We start from the raw sequence: 22374 nt of genomic DNA on the forward strand, positions 1-22374 counted from the left end.
CAGCGCCCGCACCGCCGTGGCGCCCGCTCCCGACCCGGCCCCGGCCCCCGCGCCCGTCGTCGCGCCCGCGGCCCCCGCGCCCGTTCCCGCCGCCGCTCCGGCTCCGGCTCCGGCTCCGGCCGAGGAAGCGGTCCGTGCCCCCCGGCGCACCGATCACGCCGTCTTCGAGCGGATGGCCGAGCGGGCCGCGCGCCCCGCCGGTCCGGCCCGCCGGCTGCTCGCGCGGGCCGTGGACTCGGTGGTGCTGGGCGCCGTCGCGGTGGCCGTGGCCCAGCCCCTCCTGCCGGCCGTCACCGCGCACCTGGACGCCAAGGTGGAGGCGGCCCGGGTGAGCGGGCGCACCGTCACGGTGTGGCTGCTCGACGGGACCACCGCCGGGTACCTGGGCGTCGTACTCGGCGCCGTACTGCTCTTCGGCGTCTTCTGCGAGGTGCTGCCGACCGCGCGGTGGGGCCGCACGGTGGGCAAGAAGCTGTTCGGGATCAGGGTGCTCTCGGTCGCGACCCGGCGCCCGCCGTCCTTCGCCGCGGCGCTGCGCCGCTGGCTGGTGTTCGCGCTGCTGGGCCTGCCCGCGCTGCGGTGCCTGGGCGACCGGACCCGCCGGCAGGGCTGGCACGACAGGGCGGCGGGGACGTACGTGGTCCGCTGAGGGCCGACCCCCGGCCCGCCGGGGCCCGTTCGGCCGGGCGGGTCGCCCGAACGGACGCGGTCGCATTGCGCGGGGTGCGCGGCCGGGTTCGACTCGGGCCATGAGCACCGACCAGCCGCCGCCGGGCCCGTCGCCCGAGGACGACCCGTTCCTCAAGAAGCCCCAGCAGCCGACGCCGCCGTCGGGCGGCTCGCCGTACGGCTCACCGCCGCCCGGCGGGCCCACCCCGCCGCAGGGCGGCGGCCCCTACGGCGGGACCCCGCCCGGTGGAGGCGGATACCCGCCCCCGCCCCCGCCGCCCTACGGCGGCGGCGGCCCGTACGGCGGGGGCGGCTACGGCATGCCCGACCCGCTCGCCGGGATGCCCCCGCTCGCGGACTTCGGCAAGCGGCTCGCGGCCCGCGTCATCGACCTGCTGATCATCAGCGTGCCGCTGTACCTCCTGCAGTGGATCTTCAGCAGCAAGCGCTACGTCGTCGACACCAGCAAGGGCGACGACATCAGCGACGTCGTCGTCAGGTCGTACAGCGGCAGCGGTCTGATCTGGACCCTGATCGGGATCCTCGCCTACGTCGGCTATGACTGGTTCATGACCAAGAAGAACGGTCAGACCATCGGCAAGAGGGCGATGAGCGTGCGCGTCGCCATGCTGAACGACGGCAGCGTCCCGCCGTCCAACGCCGCGCTGACGCGCGCCGCCGTGCTCTGGCTGCCGACGCTGCTCTGCTGCTTCTGCCTGTGGCCGATCGCGCTCGTCGTCTCGATGCTCATCGACAAGCCGTACAAGCAGGCGTGGCACGACAAGGTCGCCAAGACCGTGGTGGTCAGCTCGGCCACGTAGGAGTCGAGCCGTGCGCCCTAGTGGTGCACGGAGTGTTCGGCGGCGGCCGTCCGGGGTGCGGGGACCCGGGCGGCCGCCGGTGCGTCCACGGCGGTGTCGGGTCCACGGCGCCGCCGCTTCGGCATGGGCACGGTGAGGGCGACGAGCAGGCCGAGGGCGAGGGCCGCCGCAGAGATGACCGCGACGCCGAGGCCCGTGCTCGTCTGCGAGAGCAGCAGCATGGCGATCGTCGACACGACGACGGTGACGGAACCGGAAGTGAGCTGAACGGCGGTCGGTCGCGGCATGGCGGTATCCGTCCTCAAGCAGGGAGGGAACTCTACGACGGGGGATGCCCGAGCCTGACCAACGGTAAGCGTGTCCTAACCCGTTGGCACCGGTCTCCCGGAGCATGGGGGGCGCACGGAGTCATGCGTTGGCCCGAGATGGGGGGCGCGGGCGCGGGCGGGAAGCGCCGTTCGCCCCATATGGCTGTGGAACGTCCGAATAACGGAACTCCCTGACCGCATAGTGCAGTTGTAGGGAACAAGTCAAGGTCTGTCTTTTCTCGCGTTACTCCGGTCAAATGTCGTCACTTGAGACGCGTGCCGCGCGGAACCCCCCGCTCCGATGGAGACGTTCCGAACGTCCTGGCGGCCGCGGGAGGGGAACGACATCAAGTGACCAGCAACTCAGACTCCGCCAGAAGGCGGGCGCTGCGCGCCGCGGCTGTCGCCGTGACCATCGCCGCGTGCGCCGCCAGCGGCGCAGCCTTCACCACCGCGACCGCGTCGGGCCCCGTGGCCCCCGCGCCCGTGGCGGCCGCCGTCCATCAGGACCCGACGGCTCCGGCCAACTCGGTCAACCACAACCTCGACGGTCCGTTCAGCAAGCAGCAGGAGCAGGCCCGCAAGGCCGCCCTGGAGCAGGTGCTGGCGGGCAAGACCAACGTCGAGCAGCGTGGCGCGTCGAAGGTCGTCAAGCTCGACGACAAGAAGTACGTCGAGCTGGGCCGCGAGAAGACCGACAAGATCTTCACGATCCTCGTCGACTTCGGCGACCAGGTGGACAGCACCACCATGTTCGACCCGGACGGCCCCGACGGCCCGAAGCCCCCCGTGCAGAAGTACGGCGGCAACCCCGGCCCGGCGCACAACCAGATCGCCCAGCCCGACCGCAAGACGAACAACAGCACCGCCTGGCGCAAGGACTTCAGCCGCGACTACTTCCAGGACCTGTACTTCGGTACCGGCCAGGGCAAGAACTCGCTGAAGACCTACTACGAGAAGACCTCCTCGGGTCGCTACTCGGTCGAGGGCCAGGTCCAGGACTGGGTCAAGATCCCGTACAACGAGGCCCGTTACGGCTCGAACTACTGCGGTCAGACCAACTGCTCCAACGTCTGGGACACCGTCCGCGACGGCGTCACCGCCTGGGCCGACGCCCAGAAGAAGGCCGGCAAGACCGACGCCGAGATCAAGGCCCAGCTGGCGCAGTACGACCAGTGGGACCGCAACGACTTCGACGGCGACGGCAACTTCAACGAGCCCGACGGCTACATCGACCACTTCCAGATTGTCCACGCGGGCGAGGACGAGTCGGCCGGCGGCGGCGTGCAGGGCACCAACGCCCTGTGGGCGCACCGTTGGTACGCCTACGGCACCGACGCGGGCAAGACCGGCCCGGCGAACAACAAGGCCGGCGGCACCCAGATCGGCAACACCGGCATCTGGGTCGGCGACTACACGATGCAGCCCGAGAACGGCGGCCTCGGCGTCTTCGCGCACGAGTACGGCCACGACCTCGGCCTCCCGGACCTGTACGACACCTCCGGCGGCGGCGAGAACTCGGTCGGCTTCTGGTCCCTGATGTCGGCGGGCTCCTGGCTCGGCGAGGGCAAGGACTCCATAGGCGACCTCCCGGGCGACATGACCGCCTGGGACAAGTTCCAGCTGGGCTGGCTGAACTACGACAAGGCCAAGGCCGGGACGAAGTCCACCCACAAGCTGGGCGTCTCGGAGTACAACACCAAGGACAAGCAGGCCCTGGTCGTCGACCTGCCCGCGAAGCAGGTCAAGACGGACATCGTCGCTCCCGCCGAAGGCGCCACCCAGTGGTGGAGCAACATGGGTGACGACCTCAAGAACACCCTCTCGCGCCCGGTCGACCTGACCGGCAAGTCCTCCGCGGCCCTGTCCCTCAAGGGCTGGTGGGACATCGAGAAGGACTACGACTTCCTCTACGCGGAGGCCTCCACCGACGGCGGCGCCAACTGGACCGCCCTCGCCGGCACCGCGAACGGCAAGGCCATCCCGCTCGACGCGGGCGGCAACCCGGCCCTGACGGACGTCTCCGGCGCCTGGCAGGACCTGAAGTACCCGCTCGACGGCTACGCGGGCAAGAAGATCGACATCCGCTTCCGCTACCAGACGGACGGCGGCGCGGGCGGCAAGGGCTTCACCGCCGACGCCATCACCGTGACCGCGGACGGCCAGGCCCTCTTCACCGACGGCGCCGAGAACGGCGACAACGGCTGGACGGGCAAGGGCTTCTCCCGCATCGGCGCCAGCTTCACCAAGGAGTACGCGCAGTACTACCTGGCGGAGAACCGTCGCTACGTCTCCTACGACTCCACCCTCAAGGTGGGCCCGTACAACTTCGGTTGGGCCGACACCAAGCCGGGCTGGGTCGAGCACTACCCGTACCAGGACGGCCTGCTCATCTGGCAGTGGGACACCTCGCAGAAGGACAACAACACCAGCCAGCACCCGGGCCAGGGTCTGATCCTCCCGATCGACGCCAACGCCAAGCCCATGAAGTGGGCCGACGGCACCCTGCTGCGGAACAAGATCCAGCCGTACGACGCCACCTTCAGCGCGTACTCGACGGATGCCTTCACCCTGCACAAGAACGGCCAGGCGCTCTTCCTGAAGCCGAAGCCCGCCAACCTGGTCTTCGACGACCACAAGGGCAAGTACTACTACGACGAGAACCCGACCGGTTCGGTGAAGGTCACTGACACCAACACCAAGATCAAGATCGTGAAGGAGCCCTACGACGGTCTCCAGATGACGGTCGAGGTCGGTCCCTCCACCAAGTAACACGCATCGCCGCAGGTCAGAGCATGATCGGCCGTCGCCCCCTAGCGGGCGGCGGCCGTTCGCGTTTAGATGCCCGTGCGAGTTTCTTATTGACGGGGGAGATGACAAGCATGCCCGGTGGAGGTTTCGTCCGATTGCCCGGCGGCAGCGTGGTGGTCGCGCTCACGCTGCCCAGACCGTCCGGTGAGGGCGGAAATGTCCGCGTGCTGGTGCACGCCGTGAACCGGGCCCGCGCCCTGACCAGGCTGCGGAACCTCGGGATGCGGGCCGTGTACCTGCGGGGGAACGGGCAGCCGCCGACGCCCGACGAGGTGACGGCGGTCCTGCACCATCCGGACGGCCTGCTGTGGCGCGGCGCCCCCGACCGGGCCGAGGAGCTGTGGCACCCGATCAGGGCCCTGCTGCCGGGTGCCTGAGCTCGACCTGGGCAAAGCCTGGGCAAAACCTGTGCGTCCGCTGTGCGTGGGTCCCGTGGGACGCACGGGCCCTGCGGGGCGTCCTACGCGCCGGTCACGTGCGGGGAGCCGGAGAGCTTCACCCCGGCCGTCCTGAGCTCCTCCAGGGCCCGCTCCGTGCTGTGCGGGGCCACTCCCGCCGTGAGGTCGAGCAGCACGCGGGTGTCGAAGCCCGCGCGGACGGCGTCCAGGGCGGTCGCCCGGACGCAGTGGTCCGTGGCGATGCCGACCACGTCGACCTCGGTGACCTGGCGGGCGCGCAGCCAGTCCGCGAGGGTGGCGCCGTTCTCGTCGGCGCCCTCGAAACCGCTGTACGCAGCGTCGTAGGCGCCCTTGTCGAAGACGGCCGAGACGGCGCCCGAGGCGACGGCGGGGGCGAAGTTCGGGTGGAACCCGACGCCCTCGGTCCCGGCCACGCAGTGCACCGGCCAGGAGGTCTCGTAATCCGGCTCGGCCGGGGGGCGGGCGAAGTGCGCGCCGGGGTCGACGTGGTGGTCGCGGGTGGCGACGACGTGCCGGTAGCCGGGGGTGGCCTGGCCGATCAGCTCCGTGATGGAGGCGGCCACGTCGGCGCCCCCGGTGACCGCGAGGCTGCCGCCTTCGCAGAAGTCGTTCTGTACGTCGACGACGATCAGTGCGCGGTGCATGTTCGCGTGTCCTTCGCTCGGTGTGACGTCTGTGCCCCTGCTTCCGGCCGCCCGGCCCTCCGCTGGCCCTCTTCCCCGCTCCCCCCACCCCGAACCCGAGCGAGCCGCCAGCCGCTGCCCGCTCCAGCCTCGTCGGCGGGGCTGGATTGGGCGGGGCCCAGTCTTGTCGGCGGGGACGGGCCGGGCGGGGCTGGTCGGGCCCGCCTCGGCCCCGGCCCATCCAGCCCCGCCGGCGATTGAGGCGGGTCCTGGAGCGGCCCCCCGGGAGGGTCAGGCGTACTCGGTCGGGATCACGGCCTCGCCGCGGGAGAGCTGGGTCGCGGAGAGGGGCAGGGCCGCCAGCGCCGCGCGGTGGCGGTCGCGCGCCGCCTCCAGCGGCTCCCGGGCGACCACCTCGCCGCCCTTGACCAGCTGCACCAGCAGCTGCTCCCCGGCCAGCGCCGACGGCACGGCTCCGGTGCCGATGACCTCCGCCTCGGCCACCCCGTCGGCGTCCCGCCGCCGGGCCGCCCACTTGCGGCCGCCCACCGAGGTCTTGCCGCCGGAGGACTTCTTCGCCACCGGGTGCAGGACCGCCTTCGGATCGGCGGAGGTGGCCCGGGCGACCAGCTTGTAGACCATCGAGCACGTCGGGTGCCCGCTGCCGGTGACCAGCTGCGTGCCCACCCCGTACGCGTCCACGGGCGCCGCGGCCAGCGAGGCGATCGCGTACTCGTCCAGGTCGGAGGTGACCACGATGCGGGTGCCGGTGGCCCCCAGCTCGTCCAGCTGCTGGCGCACCCGGTGCGCGACGAGCAGCAGGTCGCCGGAGTCGATGCGGACCGCGCCGAGCCCGGTCCCCGCCACCTCGACGGCCGTCCGCACCGCCTCGGCGACGTCGTACGTGTCCACCAGCAGCGTGGTCGAGCCGCCCAGCGAGGCCACCTGGGCCTCGAAGGCGTCCCGCTCGCTGTCGTGCACCAGGGTGAACGCGTGCGCGCTGGTCCCCACCGTGGGGATCCCGTACCGGAAGCCCGCCGCCAGGTCCGAGGTGGAGGCGAAGCCGCCGACGTACGCGGCCCGCGCCGAGGCCACCGCGGCCAGCTCGTGGGTGCGCCGCGCGCCCATCTCGATCAGCGGCCGCCCGCCCGCCGCCGAGGACATCCGGGAGGCGGCGGCGGCGATCGCCGAGTCGTGGTTGAGGATCGAGAGGATCACGGTCTCCAGCAGCACGCACTCGGCGAAACTGCCCTCGACGCGCAGCACCGGGGAGCCGGGGAAGTAGACCTCGCCCTCCGGGTAGCCCCAGATGTCGCCGGAGAAGCGGTACGAGGCCAGCCAGTCCAGGGTCCGCATGTCGACGACGGCCCGCTCGCGCAGGAATTCCAGCACGGCGGCGTCGAAGCGGAAGTTCTCCACCGCGTCCAGCACCCGGCCCGTTCCGGCCAGCACTCCGTAGCGCCGGCCTTCCGGCAGCCGTCGGGTGAAGACCTCGAAGACCGAGCGCCGGTCGGCGGTGCCGTTGGCCAGGGCGGCCTGCAACATCGTCAGCTCGTAATGGTCCGTGAAGAGCGCTGTCGACGGCACGTCCACCGGCAGGCCCAGGTCCGCAGGGTTCATGGCACGGATGCTAGCGCACATCTCGTCAAAGTGACGAGATGTAGGGCCCGTTTGTGCGACGGGCCCGTCACAGTGGCAGCATGGGACGAGTGAGTGTCGCCCCCATTGAGATCGAACGCACCGAATCCGCCGAGGAGACCTTCGCGGTCCCCGAGCCCGACGTCCCCTGGGTGACGCTGGTGCACAACGACCCCGTCAATCTCATGAGCTACGTCGCGTACGTGTTCCAGGCGTACTTCGGCTACTCCAAGGACAAGGCGAACAAACTGATGCTCGACGTCCATCACAAGGGGCGGGCGGTCGTCTCCAGCGGCAGCCGCGAGGAAATGGAACGCGACGTGCAGGCCATGCACGGCTACGGCCTGTGGGCGACCCTCTCCCAGGACCGCAACTGATGGAGCGCGAGACGGGCACCTTCGTGCCGCTCGACGGCGGCGGCGCGGCCGTCGCCCTCGACGAGATCGAGATCCAGATCCTGCGCTCGCTGGCCGTCCAGCTGCTGGAGCTGATCGGCCCCGGCGCGGCCGAACCGGCCGAGGACGCCGACCCGCTGGCGGTCCTGTTCGCCGCCGACGGCCCCACCGAGCCGCCCTCCGACCCGGCGTTGGCCCGGCTCTTCCCGGACGCCTACGGCGGTCCCGGCGGCGACGGCGCGGCCGACCCGGAGGAAGTGCGGGCCCACTCGGCCGAGTTCCGCCGCTTCACCGAGAACGACCTGCGCACCCGCAAGCGCGAGGACGCGCTGGCCGTCGTACGCAGCCTCGACGCGCTGACGCTCGACGACGGCCTGGACGAGGAGTCCGACGACGACGGCGGCGGCGCGGTGTTGGAGCTGACCGGGGAGCTGCCGCTGCGCTGGCTCGGCTCGCTCAACGACCTGCGGCTCACCATCGCGGCGCGGCTGGAGATCACCGAGGACGACGAGAGCGCGGTCCTCTTCCGGCTGCCGGACGACGACCCGCGCAAGCCGATGGTGATGGCGTACCTGTGGCTCGGCGGCCTCCAGGAGACGCTGATCGAGACCCTCTGAGGGGGCTCCCGGCGGGCTCCCGTCACACTCCCGACACGCGCCGTTCGCTCAGCGGACGCTCAAATCCGGATAACGATCAGATCACCACCATGTGGTGGTCTGATCGCGTTCAGGGGCTTTGTCCGTATTTTTTCGTGCCATGGGTCACTTTTTCGCACCTCGATCACCCGTAAGGCCGTGATAAATCTTCACGACTGCCGACGGGACGCCACCCCTGTTCCCCGGCTCGCTCCAACCGGCCGACCGCCGGGTGCAACTCCATCCGTATCCGGGGGGATCGAGGATCCGGTCCGCAGCCACTCCAAGGCGCGGGTCGGCGTGGAGAAAGGCGCACCAAGACATGACCTCTGTGCAGGTCGAGCACGACGACACGAAGCCGGCCGGCGGCGGAGCCGAGGCGGGCGAGGGTTACCACCGCACGCTCGGCGCGCGGCAGATCCAGATGATCGCCATCGGCGGAGCCATCGGCACCGGCCTCTTCCTGGGCGCCGGAAAGGCGATCTCCAAGGCGGGCCCGAGCCTGATCCTGGCCTACGCCATCGCCGGCCTGGTCATCTTCTTCATCATGCGGGCCCTGGGCGAGCTGCTCATGTACCGCCCCGTCTCGGGCTCCTTCTCGGACTACGCCCGCGAGTTCCTGGGCCCCTTCTGGGGGTACGTGACGGGCTGGACCTACTGGCTCTTCTGGGTGGTCACCGGCATCGTCGAGGTCACCGCCGCCGCGAAGTACATGGCGTTCTGGACGGACGGCAGCTTCCCGCAGTGGGGCTTCGCGCTGATCTTCACGCTCATCCTCTACGGCGCCAACCTGATCTCCGTGAAGCTCTTCGGCGAGCTGGAGTTCTGGTTCTCCATGGTCAAGGTCACCGCCATCGTCGGCATGATCCTGATCTGCGCGGGCATCCTGACCATCGGCTTCTCCGACGCGGCCGACACGGCGAGCGTCTCGAACCTGTGGAACGACCGGGGCTTCTTCCCCAACGGCATCGGCGAGACGCTGATGACCCTGCAGATCGTGATGTTCGCCTTCCTCGCGGTCGAGCTCGTCGGCGTCACCGCCGGTGAGTCCAAGGACCCGGAGAAGACCCTTCCCAAGGCCATCAACACCGTGCCGTGGCGGATCGCCGTCTTCTACGTCGGCGCGCTGATCATGATCCTGTCGGTCATCCCGTGGCACGAGTTCAAGGCGGGCGAGAGCCCCTTCGTGCTGGCCTTCGAGAAGATGGGCCTCGGCATCGGCGCGGCCGTCGTCAACTTCGTGGTGCTGACCGCCGCCCTGTCCTCCTGCAACTCGGGCATGTACTCCACCGGCCGCATGCTGCGCGACCTCGCGCAGAACGGCCAGGGCCCGAAGGTCTTCACCAAGCTGACCAAGAGCGGCACCCCGCTCATCGGCACCACCTTCTCCGCCGCGCTGATGCTGGTGGGCGTCTGGATCAACTACGTCGCCCCGGGCAAGGCCTTCGAGTACGTGGTCTCCTTCGCCACCATCTCCGGCATGTGGGCCTGGATCATGATCCTGGTCTGCCAGATCCGCTACCGCGCCAAGTCCGACCGCGGCGAGCTGCCCGCGTCCCCGTTCCGGGCGCCCGGAGCCCCGTACACGAGCTGGTTCGCGCTCGCCTTCATCGCCATGGTCATCGTGATGATGGGCATCGACAAGGACGCCCGCGTCTCGCTGTACTGCGCCCCGCTGTGGGGTCTGATCCTCGGCGTCTCCTACCTGGTGATGAAGAGCCGCAACCCGAACGCGGACGCCTTCGTCAAGGCCTCGTAAGGCTCCTGTCCAGCATCCGGGCCCTTCCGTACCACTCCTCGGTACGGGAGGGCCCGTCTGTTTATCCTTTCGCTCATGCTGACCCTCACCCAGGACCTGTACGACCGGATCGTCGAGCACGCCCGCAAGGACCACCCGGACGAGGCCTGCGGGATCGTCGCCGGTCCGGCGGGCACCGGCCGCCCCGAGCGGTTCGTCCCGATGCTGAACGCCGCGCGGTCGCCCACGTTCTACGAGTTCGACTCCAAGGACCTGCTCAAGCTCTACCGCGAGCTGGACGACCGGGACGAGGAGCCCGTGATCGTCTACCACTCGCACACCGCGACCGAGGCGTACCCCTCGCGCACGGACGTGACCTACGCGAACGAGCCCGGCGCGCACTACGTCCTGGTCTCCACGGCGGACGCGGACGGCCTCGGGGAGTTCCAGTTCCGGTCGTACCGGATCGTCGACGGAGTGATCACGGAGGAAGAAGTGCAGGTCGTGGCCGGTTACTGAGGGGTTACTGCCCAGTATGTGAGCCGAAGGCGTCCACGATGCGGAATCACACTCCAAACGCCGGACCGGGAATCGTTAACATGACCGCATGGTTCCCCACGACGTGAGCATCGAGACGCCCGGCAGGCTGCTGCTCGTGGCGCGGCTGCACGTCGACCTGTGCCGCCTCGCCAGTGCCATCTGTCCTGCCGCTGCCTGAGTACCGCAGTGCCGGCGCCGCGCGCCGCGCCGCACCGCGAACCCGCTCCGCCCGCAACGCCCTTCCCGCTTCCTTCACGACTGGAGCCAGCCATGGCCATCGAGGTCCGCATCCCGACCATCCTCCGCACCTACACCGACGGCGAGAAGGCCGTCTCCGGTGAGGGCGCGACCCTCGGCGACCTCTTCGCCGACCTGGAGACCCGCCACAAGGGCATCCAGGAGCGCATCATCGACGCGGCCAAGGGCGGCGAGCTGCGCCGCTTCGTGAACGTGTACCTCAACGACGAGGACGTCCGCTTCCTCGCCGGCATCACCACCGAGCTGAAGGACGGCGACAGCGTCACCATCCTCCCGGCCGTGGCCGGCGGATCGAAGTAATGCGCTACGACTCCCCGCTGGCGGCGGTCGGCAACACCCCGCTGGTCCGGCTGCCCCGGCTGTCCCCCTCCGAGGACGTCCGGATCTGGGCCAAGCTGGAGGACCGCAACCCGACCGGCTCGATCAAGGACCGCCCCGCGCTCCACATGGTCGAGCAGGCCGAGAAGTCCGGCCGCCTCTACCCCGGCTGCACGATCCTGGAGCCCACCTCCGGCAACACGGGCATCTCGCTCGCCATGGCGGCGAAGCTCAAGGGCTACCGGATCGTATGCGTCATGCCGGAGAACACCAGCCAGGAGCGCCGTGACCTCCTGGCCATGTGGGGAGCCGAGATCATCCCGTCGCCCGCCGCGGGCGGCTCCAACACGGCGGTCCGCGTCGCCAAGGAACTGGCGGCGGAGCACCCGGACTGGGTGATGCTCTACCAGTACGGCAACCCGGACAACGCGGGCGCCCACTACGCCACGACCGGCCCGGAGATCCTCGCCGACCTCCCGTCCATCACCCACTTCGTGGCGGGCCTCGGCACCACCGGAACCCTCATGGGCGTCGGCCGCTACCTGCGCGAACACGTCGAGGGCGTCCGGATCGTCGCCGCCGAACCGCGCTACGACGACCTCGTCTACGGCCTGCGCAACCTGGACGAGGGCTTCGTCCCGGAGCTGTACGACGCCTCCGTGCTCACCACCCGCTTCTCGGTGGGCTCCGCGGACGCGGTCACCCGGACCCGGGAACTGCTCCAGCAGGAGGGCATCTTCGCGGGCGTCTCCACCGGGGCCGCGCTGCACGCGGCGATCGGCGTGGGCCGCAAGGCGGTCGCCGCCGGCGAGTCCGCGGACATCGTCTTCGTCGTCGCCGACGGCGGGTGGAAGTACCTGTCGACGGGCGTCTACACGGCGGCCACGACGGAAGAGGCCATCGAGGTCCTCCAGGGCCAGCTCTGGGCCTAGCCCTTCCCCGCCGGAGGCCGTACCGGCCTCCGGCGGGCCCTCAGTGGGTCAGGAGGGCCGCCAGGACCGCGGCGTGGCTGGTCGGCGGGTCCTTGACCGCGGTCAGCAGGGTCAGGGGACCGGCCGCCGCCAGGGCCCGCAGCCGCTCCAGCGCGGCCACCGCCCCGGCCCCGGCCAACTCCGCCTCGTACCGCTCGCGGAACTCCTCGAAGTCCCCGCCCCCGCCGTGGAACCACGTGCGCAGCTCCGCCGACGGGGTGAGCTCCTTGGGCCACTCGTCCACCGCGGCCACCGCCTTCGCCAGCCCCCGCGGCCACAGCCGGTCCACCAGCACGCGGACGCCGTCCGCCGCCGGGTCCGGGGGATCGTAGACGCGCCGCAGCCGAACCGTCCGCGTCACCGGCCCTCACCTCCCAGTCCGAGCCCCTTCACCTGGTCCCACACCGCGGGATCCACGGAACCGACCCGTCGGCGCAGCTCCCACACCGAGACCTCCCGCGCCCGGTCCGCCTCCACGAACGCGGCCCGGCCGTGCGCCGCCCCGAGCACCCCCGGCGGCAGCGCGATCACTCCCGGCCGGGCGTCCCGGTACTTCCCGGTCACCGGCGCGACCCGCGCGCGCGGCCCCCGTACCGCCAGGACCAGGTAGGACCGGCCGTCCGCCAGGCACCACAGCTCGCGCGCCACCGGCCGCGGCGCCGGCCCCGGGCCCTGCCCGGCCGCCACCGTCCGCCCCGGCCGCACCGCCGCCTTCCGCCGTCCCGCCACCAGCAGCACGAGGGCCACGGCCACCACCGCCGCCACCCCGGGCCACCAGGACGTGTCCATGCATCGACCGTAACCGCGCCCCCACCCGCCCGCACGGTCCGCGCCCGGCCCGTGCGCGGCAACCCGTGTACGGGCCGTCGCTCCACCGGGTGACACCGCAGGTGAGTTGCCCCACAACGGCCCGCCGCGGAGGAGCGACGGGACGATTCGCGCTTTACGCTCGACTCCACGCACGCCCCCGTCGCCCTCCCCGTATCCGTGTAACGTCCACGGACCGTCCACGGAGGTTCCCGTCTCCATGAAGCTCACCGTCGTCGGCTGCTCCGGCTCGTTCCCCTCCGCGGAATCGGCCTGCTCGAGCTACCTCGTCGAGGCCGACGGCTTCCGGCTGCTCCTCGACATGGGCAACGGCGCCCTCGGTGAGCTGCAGCGTCACTGCGGTCTGTACGACCTCGACGCCGTCTTCCTCAGCCACCTGCACGCGGACCACTGCATCGACATGTGCGGCTACTTCGTCGCCCGCTACTACCGCCACGAGGGCGGCCGCTGCGGGACCATCCCCGTCTACGGCCCCGAAGGCACCGAGAAGCGCCTGACCACGGCCTACGAGGACGTCCCGGACGAGCGCTCCATGAGCGAGGTCTTCGACTTCCGCACCCTCAAGCCCGGCACCTTCGAGATCGGCCCCTTCCAGGTCCGCACCGAGCGCGTGGCCCACCCCATCGAGTCCTACGGCATCCGGCTCGAACACGGCGGCCGCTCGCTGACGTACTCCGGCGACACCGGGGTCTGCGCCGAGCTGGGCCTGCTCGCCGAGGACGTGGACCTGCTGCTCTGCGAGGCCTCCTTCACGCACGGCAAGGAGGACATCCCCGACCTCCACCTCAACGGCCGCGAGGCGGGGGAGTTCGCCCGCGACGGCCGGGTCGGGCGGCTCGTCCTGACCCACATCCCGCCGTGGACCGACGCCGAGCGCAACCTCGCCGACGCCCGCGCCGTGTACGGGGGCCGCGTGGACCTCGCCCGCGCGGGCGAGGTCTACGAGGTCTAGGCGGTCCCTCCGGACGGCGAGGCGCCCCCGGAGGGACACGCCCTAGCGGGCGCGCCGCCCGGAGAGGGCCATCCGGTTCCAGGTGTGGCGCCGGCCGCGGATGGCCACCGAGTACGCGTACATGACCTCGGGGTCGCACATCCCCGGGAGGTAGGAGTCGCCGAAGTGGTGGGCGTCGAAGCCCGCCTCCTTCGCGTTCAGGGCGAGCTGCGGGACCACGTTCGCGTGGCTGCCCTCCTGGCTCGTCCCGATGGCGCCCATCACGATCGCGCCCGCGTCCTGGACCGCCGCCACCGCCTCGGCCGCCAGCTCCCGCGTCACCCCGGGCAGCGTGCCGGGCAGCGGCATGACGACCCCGTCGGCGCCCGCGTCCACCAGCGCGGTGAGCCGCGCCGTGGTCACCCGCTCCGGGTGCCCGGCGTGGTGCATCTTGCCCGACCACAGGGCCGCGTCGTCGCCCAGCCCGCGGCGCAGCTCCTCGGTCACCCGGGCCATCGCGTCGTACGAGCCGCCCGTGCCCGGGTTCGCGGTGATGCACAGCATCGCCGCGCCCATGTCGATCAGCCGCTTGGCGTACTCCGGCTTCGCCCGGCGGATCTCCGGTACGTCGCCGGGCTCCAGGTTCACGCCGATCGGACGGCCGATCACCTGGGCCAGCTCCGTGAACGAGGTGAACTCGCCGAGCCCCGGCAGCCGCAGCCGCTCCCCGTCCCAGGCGCGCTCGATGAGGTTCAGCACCACGATGTCCGCGCCGAAGGCGGCGACCAGCTCGGCGTTGTGCACCCCGCGGCCGTCCGGGTGCGGGGACAGCGCGGCGCGCTCGCCGAAGACCTCGGCGACCATGGTCCGCCCCTCGGCGGCGGCCACGGCCCGGGTCAGTGCCCGCCCGCGCAGGGCGGCGAGCTGTTCGCGGTCAAGGTCGAGAATGCGCTGTTCTGTCATGTTTCCAGGCTAGGCAACGCACAACGGCCGAAGCCCCTGTCTTCCGGAGGGAAAGACAGGGGCTTCGGACCTCGATATGTGCGCCGGACGCCCCGGGGGGCGCGGTGCGGCCGGGCTTACTTCGCCTCGGCCTTCTCCATCTCGGCGATCTCCTCGTCGGACTCGCGGCCCGGGGTCGGAAGGTTGAACTTCGTGATGGCGAAGCGGAAGACGACGTAGTAGATCGCGCCGAAGCACAGGCCGATCGGGATGATCATCCACGGGTTCGTGGCGAGCTTCCAGTTCAGCAGGTAGTCGATCAGGCCGGCCGAGAAGCCGAATCCGTCGTGGACGCCCAGGCCCCAGGTGACGGCCATCGAGAGGCCGGTCAGCACCGCGTGGACGGCGTACAGGAGCGGGGCGAGGAAGAGGAAGGTGAACTCGATCGGCTCGGTGACACCCGTGATGAAGGAGGTCAGCGCGAGGGAGACCATCATGCCCATGACGACCTTGCGGCGGCTGGGCTTGGCGCAGTGGGCGATGGCGAGCGCGGCGGCCGGGAGGCCGAACATCATGATCGGGAAGAAGCCCGACATGAACTGACCGGCGGTCGGGTCGCCGGCGAAGAAGCGCGGGATCTCACCGGTGACGATGGAGCCGTCGGCCTTGGTGAAGGAGCCCACCTGCTGCTGGAAGAAGGTGTTCAGGAACTGGTGCATGCCGACCGGGATCAGACCGCGGTTGAACACGCCGTAGATGCCCGCGCCGACCGAACCGAGGCCGATCAGCCAGTCACCGAAGCTGGCCAGCGCGTCGCCGACCGGGCCCCAGGCCAGACCGAAGAAGACGCCGAAGAGGGTGCCGATGAAGGCCATGAGGATCGGGACGAGACGGCGGCCGTTGAAGAAGCCGAGCCAGTCCACCAGCTTGGTGCGGTGGTACTTCTCCCAGATGATCGCGCTCACGAGACCGACGATGATGCCGCCGAGCACGCCCGGGTCCTGCGGCTTGCCGGCCGGAGCCAGGGCGGTGATCGAACCGGCGACCGGGAACGCGGTCAGCACGCTCTTGTAGACGAGGAAGCCGACGAGGGCGGCGAGGGCGGTCGAGCCGTCCGCCTTCTTCGCGTAACCGATGGCGACACCGACGCAGAAGAGCAGGGCGAGGTTCGCGAAGACACCGTCACCGGCCTTCGCGAAGACCAGCGCGACCTTGCCCCAGTGCAGGCCGTCCTTGCCGAAGACGTCGTCCTGGCCGAGGCGCAGCAGGATCGCGGCGGCCGGCAGAACGGCGACGGGCAGCTGGAGGCTGCGACCCACCTTCTGCATGCCCTGCATCAGGCCGGAGCCCCACTTCTTCGTGGGAGCGGCGGTTGCCGTACTCATCAACTTCCTCCATTGGGCAAGGCGCCGCCCGGGGATGTGGAAGGGGGAGGCGACGTCTCAGAAAGGGGGGACCGGGGCCCGTTGGGCCCGCGTGGTCTACACCACTAAGTGGTGTAGACCAGTTGTAGCACGGTGAGGTCTGCGTAAGGAACCCACCAATTCCATGACGGCGGACACATCTGGATATGAACGACAAAGGCCCCCGGACCCGAGGGGTCCGAAGGCCTTCGTGCCCGGGACGGATGGCCATCCGTCCCGTTTGGTGCTCTATGTCGCGCGGCGGCTCGCGCGCTCCGCGGCGGCGCCGCGCTACTTGATGTTGTCCAGTTCCATCTGCGCGATCTCCTCGTCCGACTCCCGTCCCGGAGTCGCGAGGTTGAACTTCGTGATGGCGAAGCGGAAGACGACGTAGTAGACCACCGCGAAGCAGAGCCCGATCGGAATGATCATCCACGGCTTCGTGGCGAGGTTCCAGTTCAGCAGGTAGTCGATCAGGCCCGCCGAGAAGCTGAAGCCGTCGTGCACCCCCAGCGCCCAGGTGACCGCCATCGACACGCCCGTCAGCACGGCGTGGATCGCGTACAGCAGCGGCGCGATGAAGAGGAAGGAGTACTCCAGCGGCTCGGTGATGCCCGTGACGAAGGACGTCAGGCCCACCGACAGCATCAGGCCGCCGACCTGCTTGCGCCGGGCGGGCTTCGCGCAGTGCGTGATCGCCAGCGCCGCCGCGGGCAGCGCGAACATCATGATGGGGAAGAAGCCGGACAGGAACTGCCCCGCCTTCGGGTCGCCCGCCAGGAACATCGCGATGTCACCGTGGACCACCTGCCCGTCCGGCTTGGTGAAGCTGCCGAACTGGAACCACACCGGCACGTTCAGGAACTGGTGCAGGCCGATCACCAGCAGCGCGCGGTTCGCGACGCCGAAGATTCCGGCGCCCCACGAGCCGAGCCCGACCAGCCAGTCCGAGAAGCTCTCCAGCGCGTCGCCGATCGCCGGCCAGATGCCCAGGCAGATCGCGGCGAAGGCGATCGCGACGAAGGCCATGATGATCGGGACGAGTCGGCGGCCGTTGAAGAAGCCGAGCCAGTCGACCAGCTTCACCCGGTGGTAGCGCTGCCAGAACCACGCGGCCAGCAGGCCCATGATGATGCCGCCGAAGACCCCCGGGTTCTGGAAGGTGTACTCCGCGAAGGAGTCGCCCTGCCCCAGGCAGCCGCCCCCGATGTCCTTGGTGCCCTCCGGGCACGACTTGGGGAAGGCGTGCAGGACGCCGCGGTAGACGAGGAAGCCGACGACGGCGGCCAGGGCGGTCGATCCGTCGGCCTTCTTGGCCATGCCGATGGCCACGCCGATGCAGAAGAGGAGGGGCAGGCCCAGGTCGGAGTTGAGCAGGGCGCCGCCCGCGCTCGCCATCACCTTGGCGACGTCCGTCCAGCCCAGGCCGTCCTTGCCGAAGACGTCGTCCTGGCCGAGGCGGTTGAGGAGGCCGGCCGCGGGGAGGACGGCGATCGGCAGCTGGAGGCTGCGGCCCATCTTCTGGAGCCCCTGGAAAAGGCCGTTCCACCACTTCTGCTGCGGCACTGCTGCGGCGCTGCTCGCGCTCATCGGCGTCCTCCCTGGCCGGCCGTCGGAGCGGCCCGTTTTTGGCAGTTGCGACACTTGCGGCACACTGGTGTAGACCACTTACGACGCGGTCGCGTCCAGGGTGATGCTGATCGTTATGATTCGGCATATACCGGACATGCGCCCATGTAAGTGGGCCAACCGTGGGCTACCGTGACAGAGCGGACGCTCACGCGGAGTATGCGCGCCGAGACTCGTTCTTCGTAGAACTCAGGGAGAAACAGATGGCCACCAAGGCTGAGAAGATCGTCGCCGGGCTCGGCGGTATCGAGAACATCGAAGAGGTCGAGGGCTGCATCACGCGCCTGCGCACCGAGGTCATCGACCCGAGCAAGGTCGACGAGGCCGCGCTCAAGGCCGCCGGCGCCCACGGCGTCGTCAAGATGGGCACCGCGATCCAGGTCGTCATCGGCACCGACGCCGACCCGATCGCCGCCGACATCGAAGACATGATGTGAGCTGAGCCCACCCGGCTCGGACCACAGGACCCCGCCCGGGGAGCACCCGGGCGGGGTCTTTCGCGCGGCGCCGTGGGGCGGGCGCGCACCGGCTAGGCTCGGAGCCATGTCTCGCATCGACGGCCGTACGCCCGAACAGCTCCGCCCGGTCACCATCGAACGCGGATGGAGCAAGCACGCCGAGGGCTCCGTCCTCATCTCCTACGGCGACACCAAGGTCTTCTGCACCGCCTCCTTCAGCGAAGGCGTCCCGCGCTGGCGCAAGGGCAGCGGCGAAGGCTGGGTCACCTCCGAGTACTCGATGCTGCCCCGCTCGACCAACACCCGCGGCGACCGCGAGTCCGTACGCGGCAAGATCGGCGGCCGCACCCACGAGATCTCCCGCCTCATCGGCCGCTCGCTGCGCGCCGTCATCGACTACAAGGCCCTCGGCGAGAACACCGTCGTCCTGGACTGCGACGTCCTCCAGGCCGACGGCGGCACCCGCACCGCGGCCATCACCGGCGCCTACGTCGCCCTCGCCGACGCCATCGCCTGGGGCCAGCAGAAGAAGCTGATCAAGGCCGGCCGCAAGCCGCTCACCGGCACCGTCGCCGCCGTCAGCGTCGGCATCGTCGACGGCGAGCCGCTGCTCGACCTCTGCTACGAGGAAGACGTCCGCGCCGAGACCGACATGAACGTCGTCTGCACCGGCGACGGCCGCTTCGTCGAGGTCCAGGGCACCGCCGAGGGCCAGCCCTTCGACCGCAAGGAACTCAACGCCCTGCTCGACCTCGCCGCGGGCGGCTGCGCCGATCTCGAGGCCATCCAGCGCGGAGCCCTGGAGCTGTAGCAACCGCGGGGCGCGGTCCCGCGTCATGACGGGTACGGGCGCACGGTGTCAAAGCCGTGCGCCCGTCCACGTATCCGGCCACCCGGGGGAGTCCGCATGTCCCAGTACCGTCGCCTGTCCGCCGTCCTGTTGGCGGCCGCGCTCGCCGTGCCCGCCCTGACCTCCTGCGACGCGATCTCCACGGCGATGGACTGCGCGAACACGGCGGTGGCCATCACGGACGGCGCGAACGACCTCCAGCAGGCCGTCTCCCAGGCCGGCAACAGCCCCCAGGACGCGCAGAACGCGCTCGACCAGATCGAGCAGAACCTCAAGAAGGTCGGCAAGCAGACCGACAACGCCGACCTCGGCAAGGCCGTCGACTCCATGACCAAGGCCGTCCAGAACGTCCGCACCTCCATCGAGGGCGGCAACAAGACCCCGGACATCACCCCGGTGGCCGACGCCGCCAAGGAGATCTCGAAGGTCTGCACCCCCGGCTAGCCCCAACCGGGCCGACGGGATAATGGGGACATGACCTCCACGCCCACCACGCCCCCGGCCCGCCCCCGCCTGATCCTGGCCACCCGCAACGCGGGCAAGGTCACCGAACTGCGGGCCATCCTGTCCGACGCCGGCCTGCCGCACGAGCTGGTCGGCGCGGACGCCTACCCGCACATCCCGGACGTCAAGGAAACCGGCGTCACCTTCGCCGAGAACGCCCTGCTCAAGGCCCACGCCCTGGCGCAGGCCACCGGGCTCCCGGCCGTCGCCGACGACTCCGGGCTCTGCGTGGACGTGCTGAACGGCGCCCCCGGCATCTTCTCGGCCCGCTGGGCCGGCACCCACGGCGACGACCAGGCCAACCTGGACCTCCTGCTGGCCCAGCTCGGCGACATCGGCGACGAGCACCGCGCGGCCCACTTCGCCTGCGCCGCCGCCCTCGCCCTCCCGGACGGCACCGAACGCGTCGTCGAGGGACGCCTCCTGGGCACCCTGCGCCACGCCCCCGCCGGCACCGGCGGCTTCGGCTACGACCCGATCCTCCAGCCGCTGGGCGAGTCCCGCACCTGCGCCGAGCTGACGGCGGCGGAGAAGAACGCCATCTCCCACCGCGGCCAGGCCTTCCGCGCCCTGGCCCCGGTGGTCCGCGAACTGCTGGGCTGACGCCGGTACGTCGAGGGCCCCGTACGCGGCTGCGTACGGGGCCCTCGACATCGACGTGCGGTTGGGGGGACTCGAACCCCCACGGGTTTTACCCCACTAGGACCTAAACCTAGCGTGACTGCCAATTCCACCACAACCGCATGCATACCGGGTCGATGTGGACATCCCCCGGTGCGCTGCGGTCAGTCTACGGCTGCCGGGGGTCGGCCCGTGCGGAGTTGTGCCGCCGGTCGCCGCGCCATCCGCGGGTGAGGGCGCGGCGATCGGGGCGGATCCGGCCCCGGGCCGGGGTCAGATGCCCAGGTCCTTGATGATCTTGGCTACGTGGCCGGTGGCCTTGACGTTGTAGAAGGCGTGCTCGACCTTGCCCTCCTCGTCCACGACCACTGTGGAGCGGATGACGCCGGTGACGGTCTTGCCGTACAGCTTCTTCTCGCCGTAGGCGCCGTACGCCGTCAGGACCTCCTTCTCGGGGTCGCCGACCAGGGTGACCTTCAGCTGCTCCTTCTCGCGGAACTTCGCCAGCTTCTCCGACTTGTCGGGCGAGACGCCGATGACGTCGTAGCCCGCCGTGGCCAGCAGGGCGAGGTTGTCGGTGAAGTCGCAGGCCTGCTTCGTGCAGCCCGGGGTGAGGGCCGCCGGGTAGAAGTAGACGATGACCTTGCGGCCCTTGTGGTCGGCGAGCGAGACCTCGTTGCCGTCCGCGTCGGGCAGGGTGAAGGCGGGGGCGGTGTCGCCGGGCTGCAGTCGCTCGCTCATGTCTCAGCAGTCTCCTCGGGAGGGGATCGGTACGGGACGAGACTAAGCTGACAGACTGTCCACGGCGGACTACGCCCCTTACGACCAGGACCACGACGACGGAGGCAGCGCGGTGCCGGAAGCCAGGACCCCCGAACAGATCGAGGCGGACATCGTCCGCAGGCGCGAGCAGCTCGCCGAGACGCTCGACGAGATCGGCGTGCGCATGCACCCGAAGACGATTGTCGGGGACGCCAAGGCCAAGGTCGCCGGAGCCGTGGACCACACGGCGGGCCGCGCCTTCGTCGCCGTCAACCGGCTCGTCACCGATGTGAAGGGCGGGCTGCGCGACGACGGCGGGGCCCCGCGCATCGAGCGGATCGTGCCCGTCGCGCTGGTGGCCGTGGCCCTCGTGGGGCTGCTGGCGCTGGGCGCCCGCCGCAAGCGCGCCTGACGCGGACGGGTAGGTTCGGGGCGTGAGCGAGAACAGCACCCACGACGACAAGCTGCCCATCCGCATGCTGCACGACCGCGTGCTCGTACGGTCCGACACGCCCGAGGGCGAGCGCCGCTCGGGCGGCGGCATCCTGATCCCGGCGACGGCCGCCGTGGGCAAGCGGCTCGCCTGGGCCGCGGTGGTGGCGGTCGGGCAGAACGTGCGCAGCGTGGAGCCGGGCGACCGGGTGCTGTACGACCCGGAGGACCGGGCCGAGGTCGAGGTGCGCGGGGCGACCTACATCCTGATGCGCGAGCGGGACCTGCACGCCGTGGCCGCGGAGCGGCTGGAAGGCGCCGAGGATTCGACCGGTCTCTACCTCTGAGTCCGTCAGGAACGCGCGAGCCGAAGGGCCGGTGACCGAGGTCACCGGCCCTTCGGCTGCGCTTTCCGGGGCTTTTGCTACGGTGGAGGGGATTCCCGACGAGACGCGCCGTACCGGGTCCGACAAGACGACGCACCTGATGTCCGTTCTCGTCCGGAGGTGCCCGTCATGGCATGGATCCTGCTTCTGCTCGCCGGTCTGCTCGAAGTCGGCTGGTCGATCGGCATGAAGTTCACCGAGGGTTTCACCCGGCTGTGGCCCAGTGTGTTCACCGGCGCCGGGATCGTCGCGAGCATGGTGCTGCTGTCCTACGCCGCGAAGACGCTGCCGATCGGTACCGCCTACGGCGTGTGGGTCGGCATCGGCGCGGCCGGGGCGGCGGTGCTGGGAATGGTGGTCCTCGGTGAGCCCGTGACCGCCGCCCGGATCTTCTTCATCTGTCTGCTGCTGGTCGCCGTCGTGGGGCTCAAGGCGACCTCCGGTCACTGACCGGAGGCCACCGGCCGGGCGTCACCGGCCCGGC

28 protein-coding genes, 1 tRNA gene and 1 riboswitch are annotated in these 22374 nt (G+C 70.6%); of the genes, 19 read left to right on the forward strand and 10 right to left on the reverse strand.

Features of this window, described 5'->3' with window-relative positions; genetic code table 11:
• Together ACFWAR_RS03310 and ACFWAR_RS03315 are read left to right on the forward strand one after the other, a co-directional pair.
• Window positions 1-649 (forward strand): RDD family protein (locus ACFWAR_RS03310; RefSeq protein WP_385772585.1); only part of this gene is annotated, 649 nt, incomplete at its 5' end.
• Window positions 650-749: 100 nt separating this feature from the next.
• Entirely contained in the window at window positions 750-1490 is a 741-nt protein-coding gene (locus ACFWAR_RS03315; RefSeq protein WP_385772586.1) for an RDD family protein, read from the forward strand.
• Between the two features lie 17 nt (window positions 1491-1507).
• On the opposite strand, the gene ACFWAR_RS03320 is transcribed toward ACFWAR_RS03315, so the two are convergent.
• The gene (locus tag ACFWAR_RS03320; RefSeq protein ID WP_385772587.1) at window positions 1508-1777 is read right to left on the reverse strand and encodes a hypothetical protein; all 270 of its coding nucleotides are present in this window, start codon (window positions 1775-1777) and stop codon (window positions 1508-1510) included.
• 492 nt (window positions 1778-2269) lie between these two features.
• On the opposite strand from ACFWAR_RS03320, the gene ACFWAR_RS03325 reads away from it, so the two are divergent.
• Together ACFWAR_RS03325 and ACFWAR_RS03330 are read left to right on the forward strand one after the other, a co-directional pair.
• Window positions 2270-4570, forward strand: coding sequence for an immune inhibitor A domain-containing protein (locus tag ACFWAR_RS03325; protein WP_385772845.1), 2301 nt, complete (start codon window positions 2270-2272; stop codon window positions 4568-4570).
• Between the two features lie 110 nt (window positions 4571-4680).
• On the forward strand, window positions 4681-4986 hold the full coding sequence (locus tag ACFWAR_RS03330; protein ID WP_385772588.1) for a hypothetical protein: 306 nt from the start codon (window positions 4681-4683) through the stop codon (window positions 4984-4986).
• Between the two features lie 83 nt (window positions 4987-5069).
• Here ACFWAR_RS03330 and ACFWAR_RS03335 read toward each other — a convergent pair whose 3' ends face one another.
• Window positions 5070-5672 (reverse strand): nicotinamidase, encoded by a 603-nt coding sequence (locus ACFWAR_RS03335; protein ID WP_385772589.1) that lies wholly within the window; start codon window positions 5670-5672, stop codon window positions 5070-5072.
• Between the two features lie 270 nt (window positions 5673-5942).
• Entirely contained in the window at window positions 5943-7271 is a 1329-nt protein-coding gene (locus ACFWAR_RS03340; RefSeq protein WP_385772590.1) for a nicotinate phosphoribosyltransferase, read from the reverse strand.
• 80 nt (window positions 7272-7351) lie between these two features.
• Between ACFWAR_RS03340 and clpS the strand changes: the two genes are divergently transcribed.
• The 7 genes from clpS (at window position 7352) to ACFWAR_RS03375 (ending at window position 12105) form a co-directional block, all read left to right on the forward strand.
• A complete protein-coding gene (gene clpS, locus ACFWAR_RS03345) occupies window positions 7352-7666 on the forward strand; it encodes an ATP-dependent Clp protease adapter ClpS (RefSeq protein WP_354384416.1) in 315 nt (104 codons plus the stop codon).
• The gene (locus tag ACFWAR_RS03350) at window positions 7666-8301 is read left to right on the forward strand and encodes a DUF2017 domain-containing protein (protein WP_385772591.1); all 636 of its coding nucleotides are present in this window, start codon (window positions 7666-7668) and stop codon (window positions 8299-8301) included. The genes clpS and ACFWAR_RS03350 overlap by 1 nt, the downstream gene beginning before the upstream one ends.
• A gap of 340 nt (window positions 8302-8641) precedes the next feature.
• Window positions 8642-10078, forward strand: coding sequence for an amino acid permease (locus tag ACFWAR_RS03355; protein ID WP_385772592.1), 1437 nt, complete (start codon window positions 8642-8644; stop codon window positions 10076-10078).
• A 75-nt stretch (window positions 10079-10153) separates the two neighbouring features.
• Complete coding sequence (locus ACFWAR_RS03360) at window positions 10154-10576, forward strand: M67 family metallopeptidase (RefSeq protein ID WP_354384419.1); 423 nt, start codon at window positions 10154-10156, stop codon at window positions 10574-10576.
• 88 nt (window positions 10577-10664) lie between these two features.
• Window positions 10665-10775 (forward strand): putative leader peptide, encoded by a 111-nt coding sequence (locus tag ACFWAR_RS03365; protein ID WP_330330664.1) that lies wholly within the window; start codon window positions 10665-10667, stop codon window positions 10773-10775.
• Between the two features lie 92 nt (window positions 10776-10867).
• Window positions 10868-11155: a MoaD/ThiS family protein gene (locus tag ACFWAR_RS03370; protein ID WP_385772593.1), complete on the forward strand. Its 288-nt coding sequence runs from the start codon at window positions 10868-10870 to the stop codon at window positions 11153-11155.
• Window positions 11155-12105, forward strand: a complete 951-nt coding sequence (locus ACFWAR_RS03375) for a cysteine synthase (RefSeq protein WP_354384421.1) — start codon at window positions 11155-11157, stop codon at window positions 12103-12105. The genes ACFWAR_RS03370 and ACFWAR_RS03375 overlap by 1 nt, the downstream gene beginning before the upstream one ends.
• 40 nt (window positions 12106-12145) lie before the next feature.
• On the opposite strand, the gene ACFWAR_RS03380 is transcribed toward ACFWAR_RS03375, so the two are convergent.
• Both ACFWAR_RS03380 and ACFWAR_RS03385 read right to left on the reverse strand, forming a co-directional pair.
• On the reverse strand, window positions 12146-12505 hold the full coding sequence (locus ACFWAR_RS03380) for a DUF488 domain-containing protein (RefSeq protein WP_385772594.1): 360 nt from the start codon (window positions 12503-12505) through the stop codon (window positions 12146-12148).
• Window positions 12502-12933: a hypothetical protein gene (locus ACFWAR_RS03385; RefSeq protein ID WP_385772595.1), complete on the reverse strand. Its 432-nt coding sequence runs from the start codon at window positions 12931-12933 to the stop codon at window positions 12502-12504. The genes ACFWAR_RS03380 and ACFWAR_RS03385 overlap by 4 nt, the downstream gene beginning before the upstream one ends.
• 238 nt (window positions 12934-13171) lie before the next feature.
• On the opposite strand from ACFWAR_RS03385, the gene ACFWAR_RS03390 reads away from it, so the two are divergent.
• A complete protein-coding gene (locus ACFWAR_RS03390; RefSeq protein ID WP_385772596.1) occupies window positions 13172-13924 on the forward strand; it encodes an MBL fold metallo-hydrolase in 753 nt (250 codons plus the stop codon).
• Window positions 13925-13966: 42 nt separating this feature from the next.
• On the opposite strand, the gene ACFWAR_RS03395 is transcribed toward ACFWAR_RS03390, so the two are convergent.
• The 3 genes from ACFWAR_RS03395 to ACFWAR_RS03405 all read right to left on the reverse strand — a co-directional run bounded on the left by ACFWAR_RS03395 (window position 13967) and on the right by ACFWAR_RS03405 (window position 17838).
• Window positions 13967-14866 (reverse strand): hypothetical protein, encoded by a 900-nt coding sequence (locus tag ACFWAR_RS03395; RefSeq protein ID WP_385772597.1) that lies wholly within the window; start codon window positions 14864-14866, stop codon window positions 13967-13969.
• Window positions 14867-14982: 116 nt separating this feature from the next.
• Complete coding sequence (locus ACFWAR_RS03400) at window positions 14983-16230, reverse strand: PTS transporter subunit EIIC (protein WP_385772598.1); 1248 nt, start codon at window positions 16228-16230, stop codon at window positions 14983-14985.
• Window positions 16231-16539: 309 nt separating this feature from the next.
• The gene (locus ACFWAR_RS03405) at window positions 16540-17838 is read right to left on the reverse strand and encodes a PTS transporter subunit EIIC (protein ID WP_385772599.1); all 1299 of its coding nucleotides are present in this window, start codon (window positions 17836-17838) and stop codon (window positions 16540-16542) included.
• Between the two features lie 161 nt (window positions 17839-17999).
• On the opposite strand from ACFWAR_RS03405, the gene ACFWAR_RS03410 reads away from it, so the two are divergent.
• The 4 genes from ACFWAR_RS03410 to rdgB all read left to right on the forward strand — a co-directional run bounded on the left by ACFWAR_RS03410 (window position 18000) and on the right by rdgB (window position 20292).
• On the forward strand, window positions 18000-18314 hold the full coding sequence (locus ACFWAR_RS03410; protein WP_385772600.1) for a glucose PTS transporter subunit EIIB: 315 nt from the start codon (window positions 18000-18002) through the stop codon (window positions 18312-18314).
• Between the two features lie 106 nt (window positions 18315-18420).
• Window positions 18421-19146: a ribonuclease PH gene (gene rph, locus ACFWAR_RS03415; protein WP_385772601.1), complete on the forward strand. Its 726-nt coding sequence runs from the start codon at window positions 18421-18423 to the stop codon at window positions 19144-19146.
• A 96-nt stretch (window positions 19147-19242) separates the two neighbouring features.
• On the forward strand, window positions 19243-19629 hold the full coding sequence (locus ACFWAR_RS03420) for a hypothetical protein (RefSeq protein ID WP_385772602.1): 387 nt from the start codon (window positions 19243-19245) through the stop codon (window positions 19627-19629).
• Between the two features lie 30 nt (window positions 19630-19659).
• Window positions 19660-20292: an RdgB/HAM1 family non-canonical purine NTP pyrophosphatase gene (gene rdgB / locus ACFWAR_RS03425; protein WP_385772603.1), complete on the forward strand. Its 633-nt coding sequence runs from the start codon at window positions 19660-19662 to the stop codon at window positions 20290-20292.
• A gap of 56 nt (window positions 20293-20348) precedes the next feature.
• Here the strand turns inward: rdgB and ACFWAR_RS03430 are convergent.
• Window positions 20349-20432 (reverse strand) — tRNA-Leu (locus tag ACFWAR_RS03430).
• 151 nt (window positions 20433-20583) lie between these two features.
• Complete coding sequence (gene bcp / locus ACFWAR_RS03435) at window positions 20584-21051, reverse strand: thioredoxin-dependent thiol peroxidase (protein WP_385772604.1); 468 nt, start codon at window positions 21049-21051, stop codon at window positions 20584-20586.
• Window positions 21052-21163: 112 nt separating this feature from the next.
• Here bcp and ACFWAR_RS03440 point away from each other — a divergent pair, with 112 nt between their 5' ends.
• The 3 genes from ACFWAR_RS03440 to ACFWAR_RS03450 all read left to right on the forward strand — a co-directional run bounded on the left by ACFWAR_RS03440 (window position 21164) and on the right by ACFWAR_RS03450 (window position 22340).
• Entirely contained in the window at window positions 21164-21484 is a 321-nt protein-coding gene (locus ACFWAR_RS03440; RefSeq protein WP_385772605.1) for a DUF3618 domain-containing protein, read from the forward strand.
• 22 nt (window positions 21485-21506) lie between these two features.
• On the forward strand, window positions 21507-21851 hold the full coding sequence (locus ACFWAR_RS03445) for a co-chaperone GroES (protein WP_354382545.1): 345 nt from the start codon (window positions 21507-21509) through the stop codon (window positions 21849-21851).
• A 66-nt stretch (window positions 21852-21917) separates the two neighbouring features.
• Window positions 21918-21988: riboswitch (guanidine-III (ykkC-III) riboswitch) on the forward strand.
• Window positions 21989-22019: 31 nt separating this feature from the next.
• Window positions 22020-22340: a multidrug efflux SMR transporter gene (locus tag ACFWAR_RS03450; protein ID WP_354382544.1), complete on the forward strand. Its 321-nt coding sequence runs from the start codon at window positions 22020-22022 to the stop codon at window positions 22338-22340.
• The last annotated feature ends 34 nt before the right edge of the window (window positions 22341-22374 follow it).

The sequence above is a fragment of the Streptomyces sp. NPDC059917 genome (assembly GCF_042730635.1).
Lineage (GTDB): Bacteria > Actinomycetota > Actinomycetes > Streptomycetales > Streptomycetaceae > Streptomyces.

Excerpts from the sequence above, each read along its gene's own strand:
- ACFWAR_RS03390 (WP_385772596.1), top strand. The coding sequence starts at position 13,172 with ATGAAGCTCACCGTCGTCGGCTGCTCCGGCTCGTTCCCCTCCGCGGAA.
- ACFWAR_RS03350 (WP_385772591.1), top strand. The coding sequence starts at position 7,666 with ATGGAGCGCGAGACGGGCACCTTCGTGCCGCTCGACGGCGGCGGCGCG.
- bcp (WP_385772604.1), bottom strand. The coding sequence starts at position 21,051 with ATGAGCGAGCGACTGCAGCCCGGCGACACCGCCCCCGCCTTCACCCTG.
- ACFWAR_RS03450 (WP_354382544.1), top strand. The coding sequence starts at position 22,020 with ATGGCATGGATCCTGCTTCTGCTCGCCGGTCTGCTCGAAGTCGGCTGG.
- ACFWAR_RS03315 (WP_385772586.1), top strand. The coding sequence starts at position 750 with ATGAGCACCGACCAGCCGCCGCCGGGCCCGTCGCCCGAGGACGACCCG.
- ACFWAR_RS03370 (WP_385772593.1), top strand. The coding sequence starts at position 10,868 with ATGGCCATCGAGGTCCGCATCCCGACCATCCTCCGCACCTACACCGAC.
- ACFWAR_RS03375 (WP_354384421.1), top strand. The coding sequence starts at position 11,155 with ATGCGCTACGACTCCCCGCTGGCGGCGGTCGGCAACACCCCGCTGGTC.
- ACFWAR_RS03330 (WP_385772588.1), top strand. The coding sequence starts at position 4,681 with ATGCCCGGTGGAGGTTTCGTCCGATTGCCCGGCGGCAGCGTGGTGGTC.
- rph (WP_385772601.1), top strand. The coding sequence starts at position 18,421 with ATGTCTCGCATCGACGGCCGTACGCCCGAACAGCTCCGCCCGGTCACC.
- ACFWAR_RS03340 (WP_385772590.1), bottom strand. The coding sequence starts at position 7,271 with ATGAACCCTGCGGACCTGGGCCTGCCGGTGGACGTGCCGTCGACAGCG.
- rdgB (WP_385772603.1), top strand. The coding sequence starts at position 19,660 with ATGACCTCCACGCCCACCACGCCCCCGGCCCGCCCCCGCCTGATCCTG.
- ACFWAR_RS03335 (WP_385772589.1), bottom strand. The coding sequence starts at position 5,672 with ATGCACCGCGCACTGATCGTCGTCGACGTACAGAACGACTTCTGCGAA.
- ACFWAR_RS03420 (WP_385772602.1), top strand. The coding sequence starts at position 19,243 with ATGTCCCAGTACCGTCGCCTGTCCGCCGTCCTGTTGGCGGCCGCGCTC.
- ACFWAR_RS03355 (WP_385772592.1), top strand. The coding sequence starts at position 8,642 with ATGACCTCTGTGCAGGTCGAGCACGACGACACGAAGCCGGCCGGCGGC.
- ACFWAR_RS03395 (WP_385772597.1), bottom strand. The coding sequence starts at position 14,866 with ATGACAGAACAGCGCATTCTCGACCTTGACCGCGAACAGCTCGCCGCC.
- ACFWAR_RS03320 (WP_385772587.1), bottom strand. The coding sequence starts at position 1,777 with ATGCCGCGACCGACCGCCGTTCAGCTCACTTCCGGTTCCGTCACCGTC.
- ACFWAR_RS03385 (WP_385772595.1), bottom strand. The coding sequence starts at position 12,933 with ATGGACACGTCCTGGTGGCCCGGGGTGGCGGCGGTGGTGGCCGTGGCC.
- clpS (WP_354384416.1), top strand. The coding sequence starts at position 7,352 with ATGGGACGAGTGAGTGTCGCCCCCATTGAGATCGAACGCACCGAATCC.
- ACFWAR_RS03360 (WP_354384419.1), top strand. The coding sequence starts at position 10,154 with ATGCTGACCCTCACCCAGGACCTGTACGACCGGATCGTCGAGCACGCC.
- ACFWAR_RS03405 (WP_385772599.1), bottom strand. The coding sequence starts at position 17,838 with ATGAGCGCGAGCAGCGCCGCAGCAGTGCCGCAGCAGAAGTGGTGGAAC.
- ACFWAR_RS03365 (WP_330330664.1), top strand. The coding sequence starts at position 10,665 with ATGGTTCCCCACGACGTGAGCATCGAGACGCCCGGCAGGCTGCTGCTC.
- ACFWAR_RS03400 (WP_385772598.1), bottom strand. The coding sequence starts at position 16,230 with ATGAGTACGGCAACCGCCGCTCCCACGAAGAAGTGGGGCTCCGGCCTG.